The 14712-nt window shown below is 41.9% G+C and carries 17 protein-coding genes; 7 read left to right on the top strand and 10 right to left on the bottom strand.

The window, feature by feature from the left end:
- Window positions 1-8: 8 nt before the first annotated feature.
- Complete coding sequence (locus IUA53_RS13340; protein WP_196897260.1) at window positions 9-470, bottom strand: hypothetical protein; 462 nt, start codon at window positions 468-470, stop codon at window positions 9-11.
- A gap of 63 nt (window positions 471-533) precedes the next feature.
- On the opposite strand from IUA53_RS13340, the gene IUA53_RS13335 reads away from it, so the two are divergent.
- Window positions 534-1702 (top strand): IS3 family transposase gene (locus tag IUA53_RS13335; RefSeq protein WP_196897259.1). Its coding sequence is split into 2 segments (ribosomal slippage): window positions 534-786 and window positions 786-1702, totalling 1170 coding nucleotides; the frame shifts between segments, so codons are not numbered across the junction.
- On the opposite strand, the gene IUA53_RS13330 is transcribed toward IUA53_RS13335, so the two are convergent.
- Complete coding sequence (locus tag IUA53_RS13330) at window positions 1699-3369, bottom strand: winged helix-turn-helix domain-containing protein (protein ID WP_196897258.1); 1671 nt, start codon at window positions 3367-3369, stop codon at window positions 1699-1701. The genes IUA53_RS13335 and IUA53_RS13330 overlap by 4 nt on opposite strands.
- Before the next feature lie 84 nt (window positions 3370-3453).
- Between IUA53_RS13330 and IUA53_RS13325 the strand changes: the two genes are divergently transcribed.
- From IUA53_RS13325 to IUA53_RS13315, 3 genes are all read left to right on the top strand, one after another.
- On the top strand, window positions 3454-5787 hold the full coding sequence (locus IUA53_RS13325) for a CocE/NonD family hydrolase (RefSeq protein WP_196897257.1): 2334 nt from the start codon (window positions 3454-3456) through the stop codon (window positions 5785-5787).
- Between the two features lie 208 nt (window positions 5788-5995).
- Window positions 5996-6502, top strand: coding sequence for an RNA polymerase sigma factor (locus IUA53_RS13320; protein WP_196897256.1), 507 nt, complete (start codon window positions 5996-5998; stop codon window positions 6500-6502).
- 1 nt (window position 6503) lies between these two features.
- A complete protein-coding gene (locus IUA53_RS13315) occupies window positions 6504-7160 on the top strand; it encodes a hypothetical protein (protein WP_044449352.1) in 657 nt (218 codons plus the stop codon).
- Between the two features lie 145 nt (window positions 7161-7305).
- Here IUA53_RS13315 and IUA53_RS13310 read toward each other — a convergent pair whose 3' ends face one another.
- Window positions 7306-7650 carry a GNAT family N-acetyltransferase gene (locus tag IUA53_RS13310; RefSeq protein ID WP_231401154.1) on the bottom strand — a complete coding sequence of 115 codons (345 nt, stop codon included), beginning with the start codon at window positions 7648-7650 and terminating at the stop codon, window positions 7306-7308.
- 134 nt (window positions 7651-7784) lie between these two features.
- Here IUA53_RS13310 and IUA53_RS13305 point away from each other — a divergent pair, with 134 nt between their 5' ends.
- Complete coding sequence (locus IUA53_RS13305) at window positions 7785-8324, top strand: transposase (RefSeq protein WP_414631092.1); 540 nt, start codon at window positions 7785-7787, stop codon at window positions 8322-8324.
- Window positions 8325-8649: 325 nt separating this feature from the next.
- A complete protein-coding gene (locus IUA53_RS13300) occupies window positions 8650-9807 on the top strand; it encodes an acyltransferase family protein (protein ID WP_196897255.1) in 1158 nt (385 codons plus the stop codon).
- Here the strand turns inward: IUA53_RS13300 and IUA53_RS13295 are convergent.
- Complete coding sequence (locus IUA53_RS13295; protein ID WP_231401153.1) at window positions 9788-10123, bottom strand: glutaminase; 336 nt, start codon at window positions 10121-10123, stop codon at window positions 9788-9790. The genes IUA53_RS13300 and IUA53_RS13295 overlap by 20 nt on opposite strands.
- Here IUA53_RS13295 and IUA53_RS13290 point away from each other — a divergent pair.
- Window positions 10077-10610 carry a hypothetical protein gene (locus IUA53_RS13290; protein WP_196897254.1) on the top strand — a complete coding sequence of 178 codons (534 nt, stop codon included), beginning with the start codon at window positions 10077-10079 and terminating at the stop codon, window positions 10608-10610. The genes IUA53_RS13295 and IUA53_RS13290 overlap by 47 nt on opposite strands.
- Before the next feature lie 131 nt (window positions 10611-10741).
- Here the strand turns inward: IUA53_RS13290 and IUA53_RS13285 are convergent, their stop codons facing one another.
- The 6 genes from IUA53_RS13285 to IUA53_RS13265 all read right to left on the bottom strand — a co-directional run bounded on the left by IUA53_RS13285 (window position 10742) and on the right by IUA53_RS13265 (window position 14606).
- Window positions 10742-11071, bottom strand: a complete 330-nt coding sequence (locus tag IUA53_RS13285) for a CPCC family cysteine-rich protein (RefSeq protein WP_196897253.1) — start codon at window positions 11069-11071, stop codon at window positions 10742-10744.
- A gap of 100 nt (window positions 11072-11171) precedes the next feature.
- A complete protein-coding gene (locus IUA53_RS13280) occupies window positions 11172-12581 on the bottom strand; it encodes a serine hydrolase domain-containing protein (protein WP_196897252.1) in 1410 nt (469 codons plus the stop codon).
- A 236-nt stretch (window positions 12582-12817) separates the two neighbouring features.
- Window positions 12818-13033, bottom strand: coding sequence for a GNAT family N-acetyltransferase (locus tag IUA53_RS20480; protein WP_052806609.1), 216 nt, complete (start codon window positions 13031-13033; stop codon window positions 12818-12820).
- A 37-nt stretch (window positions 13034-13070) separates the two neighbouring features.
- Window positions 13071-13520 (bottom strand): MBOAT family O-acyltransferase, encoded by a 450-nt coding sequence (locus IUA53_RS13270; RefSeq protein ID WP_044449356.1) that lies wholly within the window; start codon window positions 13518-13520, stop codon window positions 13071-13073.
- Window positions 13521-13744: 224 nt separating this feature from the next.
- The gene (locus IUA53_RS20475) at window positions 13745-13912 is read right to left on the bottom strand and encodes a PLDc N-terminal domain-containing protein (RefSeq protein WP_420535573.1); all 168 of its coding nucleotides are present in this window, start codon (window positions 13910-13912) and stop codon (window positions 13745-13747) included.
- 97 nt (window positions 13913-14009) lie between these two features.
- Window positions 14010-14606 carry a DUF998 domain-containing protein gene (locus IUA53_RS13265; RefSeq protein ID WP_044446622.1) on the bottom strand — a complete coding sequence of 199 codons (597 nt, stop codon included), beginning with the start codon at window positions 14604-14606 and terminating at the stop codon, window positions 14010-14012.
- Between the last annotated feature and the right edge of the window lie 106 nt (window positions 14607-14712).

The following is a 14712-nucleotide window of genomic DNA, read 5'->3' as shown; positions in this document are numbered from 1 at the left end:
CAGTACTCTTACTGTGTTGGAACGCGATAGGTTTGGTATAGGTCGCTACTGTTAGCGGAAGAAGATTTTTGACTGGTGAGTACAATGTTTCCGTTCAACGAAAAATGCCCCTCTTGGCTCTGTATTGTGATAAAGGGCTTTTCCGATTGGTTTTTATAAAATTGAATTTGGTTCTGTTGCCTATCATAAAAGGCAATATGTTGACCACTTTTTCTCACGTTAAATTGCCTACCGTAGAAGGCGGGGACGTTTTCTTTAGGCATTGTAAAGGGAGTAGCGTTGCCTCCGCTGTACCATTTGTCGTCCTGGTCTACCCATAACCAATTGTCTGCGAGTGCGTGGTACTGAATACTTTTCCATTTAGGGGGTAAGCGCACCATTGAGTTATCTTCCAAATGGTACTCAACTACTTGCCATGTAGCATCCAGTTTCACACTAAAGGCAAGAACCTTAGGAGACTTAAAAGACACCCTGACGTGCTCCAATAGATTCACGCAGCCAGTTAAGGGATAATTATCTCAACTGGAGTGTATATGAAAACGCGAAAAAGCTATTCAAAAGAATTCAAACTGGACGCTGTTAGTCTGGTTACAGAACAAAATTATAAGATTGCTGAGGCTGCTCGTAGTCTTGGTATTAGCGCGAATATGTTAGGCCGCTGGCTTAAAGAGCAAGAATCAGAAGGCGCTCACGCATTTCGAGGCAACGGTAAGTTGACACCGGAACAGGAAGAAATTCGTCAGTTGCGAGCAGAGAATAAACGCCTGAAAATGGAGAAAGAGATCCTAAAAAAGGCGACGGTCTTCTTTGCCAAAGAAACCAAGTGAAATACGGTTTCATTACCCAACATAAGAAGACCTGGCCGATTAGTCTGATGTGTCAGGTTCTGGGAGTCAGTCGCCGTAATTACTACAGTGCAGTGCGACGAAACGAGCAACTCGAACCAGACCCTCAACATGATGAGCTAATTGAATGGGTACAGAAGATAGCAGATGCCAGTGACTTTACCTATGGCGTAAGGCGAATGAAACGCGCGCTGAATTCGCTCGGTTATCCGGTTGGAAAACAGCGAACGAGAGCCTTGATGAAAGAAGCCGACGTGAGCGTCAGACGACGTAGAAAATACAAAGTAACGACCAACAGCGACCATCAGCAACCTGTATTTGATAACGTGCTATCACGCGACTTTGATGCGCAAAAACCAGACCAGGCGTATGTCTCTGACATTACCTATATCTGGACGCAGGAAGGCTGGCTGTATCTGGCCGTTGTCATCGATCTGTTCTCACGCAAAGTCGTGGGTTGGAGTATGTCTTCTCGGATGAGTGCCCAGCTTGTGTGTGATGCCTTAACAATGGCTTTATGGCAACGTAAGCCCAAGGCTGGCCTGATACATCATTCGGATCGTGGTTCGCAATATGCCAGCCGACAATTTAGACAGCTACTGGCGCAGTACAAGGTAACAGGTAGCATGAGTAGGAAAGGTGATTGTTGGGACAATGCCGTTGTAGAGAGCTTCTTCGGCACATTAAAACAAGAGCGAGTGCAATGGCGTCATTACCAGAGCCGTCATGCTGCTCAGCAGGATATCCTGCAATATATTACTATGTTTTATAACAGCCAAAGAATGCACTCATATCTGGATTACAAAAGTCCAAACCAATATGAAGCTGACATGGCTAACTTAGGAAAAGCGGCTTAACTGAGTTGTGTGAATTTGGTTGACCACGTCACCCCTCTATATTCTTTTTGCGGCAACGGTAACGGTTTGGCTTTCCCCGATTTCACATCTATCACATGTATGGCGTTTAAGGTCAGCGCTGCTATTTTCATTTGATCCGGTGACCACGCTAAATCTAAATAGTGTCTGCCATCTTCAAAGTGTGTAATTTTGCTTCGCTTTTGCGTATTACGGTTAAATAACCATAACTCTTCATTGCCAGAGCTTAAATTGACATAGGCGGCGTGGTTAGCGTCTGGCGACAATACGGCGAGCCTTTCATCAACGCTATCGTTTAGCATCGACACTGACTGTTTGTCTGCCAAATTGTACTCATCTACGTTGACGTTATACGTAAAAGCGGTGAACACATAGTCCAACCTGTTACTGTGGCGCTCAGGTCTATGTAATTGAAGGGGGCCAGAAAATAGAACGGTTTTCTCGCTGCCATCAAGGGTATATTGAACAATGTCTCGGGCAGGGTGCTCTCCCATCAACACAACATGTTGACCATCATGAGACCAAATTCCGCAACAAATATAGGCGTTAAGTTTAAATAACAGGCTTAATTGCTGTGTTTCTAAATCGAGCTGATAGAAGCCTTCCCATTGTTGTTTGTCAGGTGAAGAAATAAGCAGTTTATTTTCTGTCGGGTGGATATCAAATTGATTATTGCCGGCTAGGTGAATATCAGGCTGAGGGAGCCATTGCGTTGTATTGTCGTCAAGGGAGAGTGAATATAGAGAGTAGGGCATGCCTTGTGCCTGAGACTCAGCAAAAATAAGTAAATTGTCGTTGTGGGTGAATTTTATTCTGCCATAACTGCCTGGGTTACAGGTATAGATAAGCTTTGGGGCAGACATCGACATACCATTAAACTCGCGAATGAAATATTGGCAGCTTTCCGGGTTACCCACTAAATAAACCAATTGAGTACCCGTGTCGTTCCAACTGGCTGGCCCAACGCCTTTTTCTTTTTCATGCTCAATTTCTACTTGTTCGCCAGACAGGGTGTTTTTCACATAAAGCCGAAACTTTTCACCATCATGGTTCATGTAGGTGAGGCGGACGCCATCGGCAGCAAAGCTTGGAAAATACTCACTGCCTTTATTCGATGTTATGGCTTTCGCTGATAGAACGGCGGGTGCTACAGACGGTTTCAAAAAAGAAAACCAAGCCAGAATGCATATAGCGCAAAGCAGAAATATAAAGAGGTAACGCTGGGCCTTTGATTGTTTAGGTAAATGGGGCGTTTGTTGAGTGTCGCCGGTGTGAGCTGCAGTGATTTGGCTTGCGCCTGCAACAAATCGATAGCCTCTTTTGGGCACGGTGACAATAAACGCTGGATTACGCGCATCATCTTTGAGCGCTTTTCTAAGTTTAGTGACGAGTTTGCTAACGGTATTATCACTAACAAACCGACCCCGCCAAACCTCTTCCAATAATTGTGCTTTACTGACAACAAGGTTTTGATGGCGACAAAAGTAAGCTAAAAGTTCGCTTGTCATTGGCTCTAGTCGAACCGCACTATGTTCTTTGGTTAAGGTTTGTTGATGTTCACAAAACTCAAAACCTTTTATTTTCCAGCGCATACTATTCCATTGTTGCCAAAAAAGTTCTTTTAAATCAAAGAAGTCACAAAAAGTCATAACTATTCATTTCATAGTCAGGACTTCACCTTACCCACTTTATACAGTGAAACCACAATGACACTTTATAGAGATAGCACACGAATGAAAAAAATAAGTCTCATGGCGGCGATGATCTATTTGATCAGTATATCACTAAACTTTTCCCAAAATACTTACGCTGATACACACCCTGAAACCACGTACACAATGCCTGACATTATCGCATCTACCGATTTAAGTCAGGCAGATAGCATTGAAAAAATACTGTCATCAGAAGAACTGAAAAGAGATTTACGTGCATTTGCACGTTCTCTAACCCAGAGTGATATTGTGAAGCAAAGCCTGTTCAACAGAATAGCCTTGCTGTCTTTAAGGGATGAATTAGATCACATCAATGAAACGGTTACCCAATCTAACCTTGGTGTCGAATTTATTCACTATCAGTTGTTTCATCAAACGTGTTTGGCACTCAAAAACAAAACACGAACACAGCCAGCCTTCGCTGACGAAACGCAGGGGTTGCAGGGGTTAATAACACATCAATTTGAACCTCTCAGTGACGAGGAGTTTGTGCAGATGTCGTTGGCCCTTGGGTGGTCAGTGCCCAATGCTGAACGCTATGTGGTGAACGTATACAAGCAGCTTCAGGGTAAGGGTTTATTGTCACAAAGTGACATGATGAATATTGCGGTGAATACCCATTTGTATCATGTGCTGAATAGGGTGATCCCCGTTGCCAATAAAGTGATTAAGCAAGAGCAAGATAGGCGATTTATTATTCAACCTGACGTGTTGATAACCCTTGAAAATGACATCGAATTGTCGGCCACTATTGTCAGGCGCCGAGGCCAAAAAATGCCTAATACCACAGCGTTGCAATTCACTATTTATGCTGACGAAAAGGCGCATATAAAAACGGCCATGCACGCCGCTGCACATGGATACATTGGTATGGTAGCCAATTCACGGGGCAAGCGTTCAAGCAGTAATGCTATTGTTCCTTGGGAGCACGAAGGAGAAGATGCGGCCGCGCTTATTCATTGGATAACCAAGCAGCAGTGGAGCAATAAGAATGTGGTTATGTATGGCGGCAGCTACAATGGTTTTACGCAATGGGCAACGGCTAAGCATATGCCAAAAGGGCTGAAAGCAATGGCACCTTATGTGGCGGCAAATTTGATCACTGGCTTACCTTATGAAAATAACATTGCCTTAACCGGAAATTTTCAATGGCCGCTATATGTAACCAATAATAAGACGGTAGACAATAGCGTTTATAACGATTGGCAGCGCACAAACGCGGTTATCTCTGAGTTATACACCAGCGGTCGGCCCATGGTAGATATTGATGACATAGCAAACAGGCCTAGCCCTTGGTTACAAAAATGGTTAGCACACCCAGAAGATGATGCCTTTTATCAGCGTATGGTTCCCCATCAGGAGGAATACAAAGCGATAGACATCCCGGTATTAACCATTACTGGGTACTTTGAAGGGGGGCAAATTTCAGCCCTTAACTATTTAAATGAACACTATAAATACAATGACCAGGCCAACCACGCGTTATTAATTGGCCCATATAACCATTGGTCGGCACAAAATAAACCCCGCTCGCATCATGGGAATTATAAGCTTGACCCTGTGGCACTTGAAAAAGACACGGAAGAAGTGGTTTTCGCGTGGTTTGATCACCTCTTGAAGGGAGCAAAAAAACCAACGTTAGTGCAAAGTAAGGTGAATTATCAAGTTATGGGGGCGGATGAATGGCGGTTTGCCGACTCGCTGCGTGAGTTGAATCAACACACGGTAAGCTTTTACATACAAACAAACACGCCGAATAAGATGCAAACATATTCGCTAGGCCGCGTTGTGCCATTACGCTCGCAGCAATACATCGAACAGGTTATTGATTTAGCTGACAGAAGCGAGCAACGAAACCTAGCGCCTAGACAGGTTATTGGCAGCCGCATCGACAAGCAAGGTGGGATACAAATAGAAACCGACGTGTTCGAACAAGATATGGAACTAACCGGGGCAATCACAGGCTATTTCGATATTGAGGTTAATAAGCACGATGTTGATATTGGTTTTAATTATTATGAAGTGACCAGAAATGGCGAAGTATTTCACCTCAATAATTATCGCAGTAGAGCGAGTTATGCCGACGATATGGGCAGCAGAAGGTTGCTTACTCCCCACAAAAAGCGGCGCGTTCCAATTGTGAATGCACGTTTTACGTCAAAGCTTATCGAAAAAGGCAGTAAACTCGTTTTGGTTTTAAATGTGAATAAGAATATGGACGCTCAGGTAAACTTAGGGACGGGGAAATCAGTCAATCACGAGGATATTTCACAAGCGGGTGAACCATTAACACTGAAATGGTATTTATCGTCACAAATCAATCTTCCCCTTAAGCCATGGGTGAAGAGCGAATAAATCGTACTTCACCCATGGCTGTTGGATGAAAAAAGTTGTGATTATTTCTTGGCCGCTGCGAATAATGAGATAACAACATTTGATAAGAGGTATCTGGCGGCTAAAAAAGACGTAGTGGAGAAGTGTATAAAGAGGGGTTGCGAGCCCACATATTCATAAATACGAGTATGTGATTGGACTTTGGTAACGGATGGAGTGGCGAGCGTGAATGAACAAACCTAAGAAAACGCTTTTTGCTGAAGCTATGGAGCAACATAAGGGCATTGTATTTAAAATTGTGAATTCATATTGCCAAAATCGAGATGAGCGGCAAGACCTTGCGCAAGAAATACTGACAACCATGTGGCTTGCTTATGATAACTACGACAACGAACACAAATTTTCTACCTGGATGTACCGCATTGCATTAAATGTCGCCATTTCTTACTACCGCAAAGACAGTAAGCGAGTAGGCAGAGCAAGTGAAGATGAAGAATGCCTAGTTCACATTGCTGACTTCTCACAACAAGAAGAGCGAAGCGAGGAGGTGATGTTGCTATATCGATTCATAGGGCAACTGGATACGTTAAATAAAGCCATCATGCTGCTTTATTTGGAAAGTGAGCCGTATGACAGCATCGCACATAGTTTGGGAATGAGTAAAACCAATGTTGCTACACGCATTAGCCGCATTAAAGAGACATTAAAAAGACAGTTTGAATCACAGGATGTTTAATATGAATTTAGATAACTTCAAAGAAACGTGGCAGCAGCAAAATAGCGATACAGCAGCCATTACGATTAACCAAACAATGTTGACCAACATGAAAGTGAACAAGCAAGTAAAAGCGCTCAATAATATGAAGTGGGCGCGAATTATTGAGAGTGTCGCCTTCTTCGCTATCATTGTTCTTTTGGGGCAGTATATCGCTACTGACTTTAGTCTTTCAGCGCCCACCATATCGGCCGTTGTTTTAACTATTTTTGCTATTGTTGGGCTGGCGGGAAACATTGGTCAAATCGTGCTAATTTCAAAAATTGATTACGCCAAGCCGGTTAGCCATCTGCAAAAAGATATTTACCGAGTCTGTTCACATAAACTACAGCTGACGAAGCTGTTACTGATGTCAGTACCTTTTTATCTGGCGTATGTATTTATAGGGTTCGATGTACTGGTGGGAATTGACTTGTTTCCACACTTAGAGCAACACATGATTTGGTTTTATTCTTTATCATCACTGCTGCTTTTGGTTGTAACCACCACGCTGCTGGCTAAATTACACTACAACAATATTGAGATTTCATGGGTTAAAAACACCATTAGAGTTATTGTGGGAGAGCGTTTAGTCAATATGGCTCAATTTATTAATAATATTGAATCTACTAACCGCTAACCGCTAACCGCTAACCGCTAACCGCTAACCGCTAACCGCTAACCGCTAACCGCTAACCGCCTCGCTGTGGTTCTACTCTTCTAGCCTTAACGCCAATGAGGTACGCAGACAGCTTAAGGCTGGGCTTATTTTTTACCACATGAGATTAGGCGTTGAGGCTCAGTTGCCAGTACCCAACATCTAACCACTGATCAAATTTAAAGCCTACCTTAGAAAAATGCGCAACTTTTTCTATACCTAGTTTTTCATGCAAGCCAACACTCGCTGGATTTTGCAAGGTTATGCCACCAATGACACTGTTTATTCCTAGAGTTTTCAGCTTATTAAGGAGCGACGTGTATAACACTGTACCTAAGCCTTTTCCTTGAAACTCATTAGAAAGGTAAATTGTTGACTCTACAGAAAAGCGATAAGCGCTTCGTTCCTTCCATTTCGTAGCATACGCATACCCAATAATCGTCTCGTCTATCACTGCCACAATACATGGCAAATTAGCCTCTACTACTTTTTTTAGCCGAATAGACTATAAAGCGACAATTAACTTGAACGGTTCGCTAGCACCGAACAGGAGTAGGTTTGTAGTTTGTTTAACCCATTCGTGGTTATCAGCCAGGTCATGCAGGCGTGTTCGCCGATAGTCACCAATCAGACAAGCTAGAACGACTTTGCCGATATATTGCACGACCGGCCATCAGTGAGCAACGATTGAGTATGACGAATGCAGGTAAGGTGCGTTATGAACTCAAAACGCCCTACAAGGACGGCACCACCCACGTATTTTTCACTCCACTGGATTTTATAGGCAAACTAGTGGCACTCGTGCCACCGCCCAGACTTAACTTGACTCGCTTTTATGGCGTATTCGCGCCCAATAGCAATGAGCGTGCGCAGGTTACGGCTTCACAAAGAGGAAAGAACAGTCCGAAATTAGCCGAGAATGTAGAAGGTAGTGATAAGCCGTATCATGCAAGAAGCATGAGTTGGGCACAGAGACTCAAGCGAGTCTTTAATATAGATATTACTGTTTGTGAGGCGTGTGACAAGACCCATGTAAAGATTATTGCTTGCATTATACAGCCCAACATTATTCATAAAACATTAGCGTATTTGGATAAACATGGCTCTTCTTTCACTGCCAATTCAACCAGAGCGTCACCTTTTTAAAATTTAGAGCCAAAAACGATAGTAGATGATTACACTATTCAAAGAGACTTTGATTTTGGTGCATAACATAAAAAGCAAAGATGCTTTTTCTTAGGTAGGGTAAGTTGCATTCCACAATAAATATTTCAGTACCAATGGTCAGCTAAATCAATAACGCCAATGCTACCCTGTTCTCAAATTTCATCGATAAGCGTAACCAACGACCACTAGACCACACCAAAATATAACTGCGACAAAGGGGAGTAGATAGTGTTAATTTGACTTATACTTTCACTATAAATACTGCTATAGTTAATTTGATTAAACTTGATTAAAAAAAGTAACCATGGAAGCGTTTATTGTTCTTTCTAGTTTTGCCATCGCAATACTAACTGCAAAATCCTTTATTCGATTTTTTCCATCAATTCTTCCTCCTCAATATGGCCGTTTGGTAACATTAGATGGTCTAAGAGGTTTTTTGGCATTTTCCGTTTTTATTCATCATTTCGTAATCACCTATTATTGGAAAGTCGATGGGGTTTGGCGACGCCCAGAAAGTGATATTTATCAAAATTTTGGTAAAGTGGGAGTGGTACTATTTTTCATGATTACTGGTTTTTTGTTCATAGACCGACTTATTTCAAAAAAGAAAGTTAATTGGTTTTTTCTTTTTAAATCAAGATTATTTCGAATTCAGCCTTTATATTTTTTCGCTCTCATAATAGTTTTGATTTTGTCACTCAAAAACACTAATTTTCAGATTGGTGATTGGCAAAGTTTTTTTAAAGATATCGTCTTGTGGCTATTATTCTATGGCCGGTCAATTAACGAATTTGCTGATTCAAAACGAATAATTGCATCAGTAGATTGGACTTTGAAATACGTATGGCTTTTTTACCTCTCTTTACCTTTAATACAACTTGTATTTAAAAGTAAAATATTAACTCTTATGATATTTTTTGGTGGGGTGTTTTATTTATTTCTCTACCCATTAGAAGTGCTAGGAATAAGCTCTAAGTTTTTTCTCTACTTTTTATTTGGGGGGCTTACAGCGTACTTACTAAAAACCCTTAGAAACGATTTTAACTATGATTCAACGTCTGTATCCATCGCGACCTTATTTCTTATTTTAATTATTACCCTATACCCCCGCACTTTAGACCTAGCACATTCCATACTAATATTTGTCTTATTTTTTCTCATTACTAACGGAAATTCAATTTTCGGTATTCTTCGGTGGAAAAGCTGCAGAGTACTTGGTGAAGCAAGTTATAGCATATATTTGCTGCATGGGATTGTTCTGTACGTGCTGTTCACTGAGATAGAGTTAGTTGACTTTAAAACAGCGTCTTTTATTGAATATTTGACAATACTTCCAATAGTATCAATTATCGTAGTTATTTTTTCTTGCTTGACATTTTTAACAATAGAACAGCCTTTCATCAAGCTGGGGAAATCAGGCGTTAAGAAAAAGCAAATTATAGTTAGTAGACCGACCAATTAATGCGCTTGCTCAATGACGTAAGCGCAGCTACACCTAAATGAGAGTTCCCCACCGCGTTTAGCGCGGGAGAAAAAATACATATAGAAAAGCGACCAGGTACCAGGGCAATTACTCCCTCGCCAACCCCGCTTTTCCCAGGTAAACCAACCTTAAAGGCAAAACTCCCCGCTTCGTCGTACATACCGCTTGTAGCTAACAACGCATTAACTTGACGATTTTGGTCTGGGTTTAGTACCTGTTCGTCGGCACATTTAGGGGAAGTGGACAATATGAAGTGGGCGCGAATTATTGAGAGTGTCGCCTTCTTCGCTATCATTGTTCTTTTGGGGCAGTATATCGCTACTGACTTTAGTCTTTCAGCGCCCACCATATCGGCCGTTGTTTTAACTATTTTTGCTATTGTTGGGCTGGCGGGAAACATTGGTCAAATCGTGCTAATTTCAAAAATTGATTACGCCAAGCCGGTTAGCCATCTGCAAAAAGATATTTACCGAGTCTGTTCACATAAACTACAGCTGACGAAGCTGTTACTGATGTCAGTACCTTTTTATCTGGCGTATGTATTTATAGGGTTCGATGTACTGGTGGGAATTGACGTGTTTCCACACTTAGAGCAACACATGATTTGGTTTTATTCTTTATCATCACTACTGCTTTTGGTTGTAACCACCACGCTGCTGGCTAAATTACACTACAACAATATTGAGATTTCATGGGTTAAAAACACCATTAGAGTTATTGTGGGAGAGCGTTTAGTCAATATGGCTCAATTTATTAATAATATTGAATCTACTAACCGCTAACCGCTAACCGCTAACCGCTAACCGCTAACCGCCTCACTGTGGTTCTACTCTTCTAGCCTTAACGCCAATGAGGTACGCAGACAGCTTAAGGCTGGGCTTATTTCTTTCTATTCTCTGACAGTTTTGCCATGTTATAGGTGTCTTGGTTGATGTGTGAATTTAGACCGTTCATGATCAGGGATAACGTACTTAACCATTTCTTTTTCACACGCTCCGAAAGAGTGAAAATTGTTGCGCCCTTGCCTTAAGGTTATAGCGTGATTGGGGCCCGAAGGTACATCCACATTATCTAGGTCTTGCCCATCATCTTCCCAAAAGCAAATTGGGCAGATTAAATCGGCCCCACGCTCAGGAAGCGAGAGGTAATCGCAGCACGGACATTGCTCATGCAGAGCAGCACGTTTAGGCTCGTACCACCAAATTCGTCTGTTTTTGAGGAAGCTGACGATTTTACCTAACATTTTTACTCAACATTGCAGAGCCTTATAAATTCTTAAACAGTAAAGCAGGTTTATGAGTTAAAACATCGCGAAAAATGGAAAGACGCACGTTATCTATTCCTTAGTGAGAAGTCGTGCTATGACCATAATTATCGCTCACATAATCGCTTTCAAAATCGGCATTAATGGCTAACGATTGGCTAAAGGTGCTTTTCGCCATCTTTTTATCGCCTTGCGAAAGATAAGCAAATGCCAGGCTGTCGTATACCTGCGGGGCCTCTGGGAACAGTGAAACCAAATACTCAAACATATCAAACGCCTCAGCCCATGATTCTGTTTTAATCAGTTCCATGCCTAATTCATTAACGGTGCGACCGATAAATCGTGTATAACCGCTATCACTGTAAGCTTGCTGGAAGTGCTTGGCAAACCCCTGTTTTCCATACTTTTGGTAATACTCAAAGGCAAAGTTTTTTTCTAGTTGTCTAATTGCCTCATATTCACCTTGTGTAAGAAAAGACAGCACTCTACCTGATATGTACTCTGCAACTAAGTGATCAGTGTTTGCCATCACGACGATTTCATACCCATTGAGCAAGTCAATATCTACTGCAGCGCTCACTCCCAGCCCTCCACCATATGCACCCCAATGGGAACCATCCATGTCAAATAACCTACGATTAAGTGAATCTGTGTTTTCCAGTAATTTATTGGTATAAAAGAGCGCGTGATAAAACCTTTGCACATCTTCAACGGTAGATTCAATGCCACCATCAGGACTTGGGTGCTCAGTTACACCAACGTGTCTTATCACGCTGTCATACTGGTAGGCATATCGCTTAGATTGATGTTGGTGAAGCGTCAGAGGCCTAAACGTCGTGGACGACATCCCAATACGATTAAAGATATCGTCTTGCAGTAATACCTCGAATGGTTTACCCGTAACTTTTTCAAGAATGACACCTAACACGACATAGCCATAATTAGAATACCTACGGTCAGTGCCCGGTTCGAATAGAAGCGGTCTGTTTATTAACAGTTTTAATTTCTTGTCGAGCGTATCAAAGGCCAGCGGATTCTCGCGATACTCGGCCACAAAAATATCAGCAAAACCGGCGCGATGATTGAGTAAATGCTCAATGGTGATTTCATCAATATTATCCTGCATGAACCCCAAATCAAAAGTAACCAGCTTATCGTTCAAGGTTAACTTACCTGCTTGAATTTGCTGCAAAATAAGAACCTTAGTGAAGTCTTTGACGATTGAACCGAGATTAAAGCGGGTTTTAGCACTGTTCTTAATTTGGTTTTCTATATCCTGAAAACCATAGGACGATAAAAACACCTTTTCGCCATCTTTTGTAATCAGCAGATTACCCGAGAACCATCCCATCTGATGATATTGCATGGCAATCCTGTTCGCGACCTCAGGAATGCTCGTGTTTTTATCTTGCTGCTTATTCTCGAATGTAAGCGCGAATGAGCAACCGCTAAAGAATAAAGCACCGGCTAACAGAAGATTACGAACCATTTGATGAATACCTATGTGTGTTAAAAAACTCGCGAAGTCCCAGTACATTTTTACATTTTGTCGATAAATATATCGTCATCAACAATATAACCGTAATTGCGAAGGGAAGCCTCATATTTACTAGAGAAAAAATGGGTGCTGGGTGTACACCCTCTATAAAGACGAGATATGACGTGCCACAAAGCACGGGGAATGCAGCGTTGCAAGGCTGAAGCCAACTCGCGTTAATGTCGCATTCATGCGCTCGATGCAGGGTTGTTATTTAAAACAACAGCGGAAAGCTGGTTTAACACTAGATTGACGCCAGTATTGACCAAATGGGTAACACACCGTGAGCCTATTCCTTTACCTGTGACATTTCGCCCGACTCGATAGCCAATTTCAGCAGTGCCATTGGGGTGAAGTTCTTTAATGTTGGCGCGAGCAATTATGCAGTTGTTTTGAACAAGCACATCCGAATAAGTGAGTCAGCCAGATGTTAGCGCCTTGTTAGGCATAGTAGCTTTCCACGAAGTACGTGACCCCTAGTGAAACGATAATGAAAGTCGCATTGATTGATGCCCGAATAAACCAAGCAAGATGCCCATAAGATGCGCCTGCTTTTTGTGACGCTATAACCATTAAGCCCATTAATCCAAACCACGGCGTAAAAAATACATTGATATTCCATTTTACAACTGAGACCGCCAAATCATGAAGCGCTCCGCTGACTAAAAATGTGATAAGAATAGAAAGGGAAATAGGAAGAAAAGAGGCTAGCGGTCGCATGACATTGCGGGATAAGTAGTAGCTCCAGATGGGGTTCCAATACTGCCAAAAAATGGGGAAAGATTTTGCTCCGAAAGAACGTGAAAGCATGTTTCTCATAGAGTGACTTGCACCCAATGGAACTCCATTTCGCTTTTTAACGTACTGTGAAAGTGACAATGTGCTTCGCATGGTGAATTCCATATGTTAACGCCTCATTCAGAGGCAACAAAATAGTTGTCTTTTGTCCTGCTGCAATTGTCCACTTCCCCTTTATTGGGAAAGTTCTAAATTAGCGTTTTCGCCGTTTTTCCAACTAATTTAACATAAGTTCCGGACCCCGCCACCTACCGCAATTCCTAATACAGTCCACGCAACTGCGTCCAGCGAACGAAGTGAGTGTGTTGATTGGGTAGTTATACGTTGCGCTCACTCATTCCTCTGACAACAAAGAAGTAATAAACTAAAAAGCCTAACCATGAAAAGAATAGTGAAACGAGGCACCAAACTAATTTTTGTACCCCCTTAGCTTTCTCTGATGTTAGGGCAATTAGTACTGGTAAAAGGGTTAGGCTGAAAAGCATAATAAAAATGATAATTTGCCAAATACTCATGTTAAAAAAGAACTCCTTATCTTTTGTCCCTCGCGAACGCTGCGAGTGTTAATGCGTATGTTAGTTTTTATGCTACTACAAACAGTGAATAAATTAACAACCACAGAATTTGAAACCCGTAACTAAGCCTTTGGTAAAGGCCAGGTACACTTTTAAGTTCAAGTGCTTTTGTTAGTTTATAAGAAAAATACAAACAGCCACAGATACACAAAGCGGAAAGGTATCGAAGTGGTATGGAATAAAAACTAGAAAAAGTCACTATTAACGGCGCAATGATGAATGAAACGAGCATAATTAAGCCTGACCACGTGTGTATTTTGCAACTTGGGGAAGGTGAAGGAGTATATGCGTCGGCGTCCATCGGAAAGAAGCCACAAACCCAAGTACACACACCGTGGATAACTACCATTACGCCTATGGCTACAGTGGGTAAATGAGGCTGATGGGTGATAATCAAGTAATACCCAAAAAGAACGAACAACGCACCTAAAGGGTAGTTATTTATTGCAGGCGACAGTTTTTGGGTAGGGCTACCAAAAGCGCCGAGTTCACTACAAAACTGTTTTGAATGGCTGTAGTTTGGATAAAAGCGAGAGGCAATATAAATACCTAACACAATCCAAATCGAAGCAATGATCCCCGCGTAAGCCAAAATATTATTCAAACTTAATTCCTCCTTGAAACACTAACGGCCCGTAAAACGGGAAAAAATACGTAGGCTATAATACTGAGCGAAGCAAAGGGAGCCTACGTGTTTTTGTCCCAAGGAA

The sequence above is a fragment of the Alteromonas sp. B31-7 genome, from assembly GCF_015767655.1.
Lineage (GTDB): Bacteria > Pseudomonadota > Gammaproteobacteria > Enterobacterales > Alteromonadaceae > Alteromonas > Alteromonas australica.
This window is presented reverse-complemented; position numbering and strand designations above follow the sequence as displayed.